This is a genomic window from Bradyrhizobium altum, from assembly GCF_020889705.1.
In the GTDB taxonomy this organism is placed as follows: Bacteria; Pseudomonadota; Alphaproteobacteria; order Rhizobiales; family Xanthobacteraceae; genus Bradyrhizobium; species Bradyrhizobium altum.
Genome location: NZ_JACMYP010000507.1, coordinates 1 through 2,100, shown reverse-complemented (window position 1 = coordinate 2,100; position 2,100 = coordinate 1). Strand labels below are relative to the sequence as shown.

2 protein-coding genes and 1 pseudogene are annotated in these 2,100 nt (G+C 61.4%); all 3 read right to left on the bottom strand.

Translation table 11 applies throughout. The annotated features are described in order from the left end of the window. The coding region (locus H8B02_RS46940; RefSeq protein ID WP_229172468.1) for an alpha/beta fold hydrolase at positions 1-1,368 on the bottom strand (1,368 nt) is incomplete at its 3' end. Between the two features lie 5 nt (positions 1,369-1,373). Beyond that, a complete protein-coding gene (locus H8B02_RS46935) occupies positions 1,374-1,856 on the bottom strand; it encodes a MaoC family dehydratase (protein WP_229172467.1) in 483 nt (160 codons plus the stop codon). Positions 1,857-1,895: 39 nt separating this feature from the next. Beyond that, positions 1,896-2,100, bottom strand: a pseudogene (locus H8B02_RS46930) (fatty acid--CoA ligase); the annotation flags it as partial.

Below are 2,100 nucleotides of genomic sequence, written 5' to 3'. Positions count from 1 at the left end.
GGCGACGACATAGCTGTCGGCCTTGACCTTACTCATATCGACGGTCTTGTCGTTCAGTGTGAGCTTGCCGGCGTTGACGAACGGATTGGAGAAATAGAGATCGAGATAGTCGCCATGCAGCGCAGCCGGAAGCCGGGTCGTGTCGGCGTTCCAGTAAAGGATGTCGAAGGCCGGCGGCTGGTTGCCGAGCAGGTAGTTGTTCACCCAGTAGTTCCAAATCAGGTCGTTCGGCCGCATCCAGGCGAACATCCGCGCCAGTTCGTGGCCGTCGACGATGCCGCGCAGCCGTGAAACCTCCTTGGCCGCGCGCATGGTTTCAGGCGTCATCAGGCAGCCGAAGGTGCTCTCCTCGGCCGAGTTGGGATCCAGCAGGCAAACCGCCAGCACCAGGTTCTTGATCTTCTTCTCGGCCGCGCTGCCCAGGGTCGCGAAATAGGCGGTCGATGTGATGCCGCCGGAGCATGATCCCATCATGGAGATGTCGTCGCTGCCGGAGATCTCGCGCGCCGCGTCTACCGCCTCGTCGAGCGCAGCGACGTACGTGTCCAGTCCCCAGTCGCGATGAGCCGCAGTCGGGTTGCGCCAGCTGACGGCAAAGGTCTGGATTCCGTTCTCGAGCAGGAAGCGAACCATGCTCTTGTCCGGCGAAAGATCGAGCGCGTAGTACTTGTTGATCTGTGGCGGCGTCACCAGCAGCGGCCGCTTCCGGACGGTCGGCGTCATCGGCGTGTACTGGATCAACTCCAGCAACTCGTTGCGCAGCACGACCGCGCCGGGTGTCACCGCAAGATTCTCGCCGACCTTGAAGGCGCTCGTGTCCACCATCGACGGCATGCCGCGATTGTGCGAGAGATCGTCGAAGTAATTCTTCAATCCATGCCACATGCTTTGGCCGCCAGTGTCGAGAAACTTGCGTACCGCGGCCGGATTGGTCAGCATCGTGTTGGTCGGTGCGACGGCATCGATCAGGATTTCCGTGATCAGGTGCGCACGCGCCTTGTCGATGTCGCTGAGGCTGGTCTTGTCGACCAAGCCGTTAACAGCTTCGCCCCACGCCAGATAGGCCTTGAGCAGGCCGGAGTGCAACGAGCTCTCCTTCCATGTCGGGTCCGAAAACCGCCGGTCGCCGGCCTTCGGCGCTCGTTCGGATTTACCGGCGGCGATGGAGCCGAGTTCACCAACGAACGAAAGCCACTGTTCGGTTGCGACCTTCGGTTCATTCATGACCGCCTTAAACAGGATGCCGGCGCTGTCGACCAGGTCCTGGCCCCGGATGCCAACCAGTGGATTGAGCGCCAGCGTGTTTTTGGATGCCGCCTCGGACATTTCCGATGCCGACGAGGCCGGGCTGCGATCTTCCGTGCTCATTGCTGTCACGCTCCCTTGGCAGGAATCTTGGCGGGAATCAGAAGCGCCAACGTTTCAGCTATCAACGCGGGTTTCTCGGACCCCTCAACGTCCAGCGTGTTCTGGGTCTTCATGATCACCTGTCCGCCTTCCCTCGGCTCGATCCCGGCGAGCACGACGCGCAGCCTCACGCGCGCACCGGCCGGCACCGGCGCCAGGAAGCGGACCTTGTCGATGCCATAGTTCAGCCCGGCCGCGGCGTCGGTCGGGATGATCCCGACTTCCATCGCCAGCGACGCCACCATCGCGAGCGTCAGATAGCCGTGCGCGATCGGACCACGGAACGGACTCTCCCGTTTCGCCCTTTCCACGTCGACATGAATCCATTGATGATCGCCGGTGCAGGCCGCAAAGGTGTCGATGCGCTGCTGGTCTATCGTGACCCAGTCGGACATGCCGAGCTCGTGTCCGATTTTCTCGTTCAATCCGGCAAGGGTGAGGTTGCCCATATCTTCCTCCCTGGTCTTTTCGTAGTCGCGTCCGAACCGTTACATGTCGCCGTATCGCTCGCGCAGTTCCTTCTTGTTGATCTTGCCGACGCTGGTCTTGGGAATGCTGTCGATGAACAGGATCTGCCCGGGAATTCCGTATTTCGATATGACGCCCTTGTCGGCGAACGCCTTGAGGTGGTCCTTGATGGACGCGTCACTGACGCCATCGGCATCGGCTGCCTTCTTGACCACGAGCGCGAGC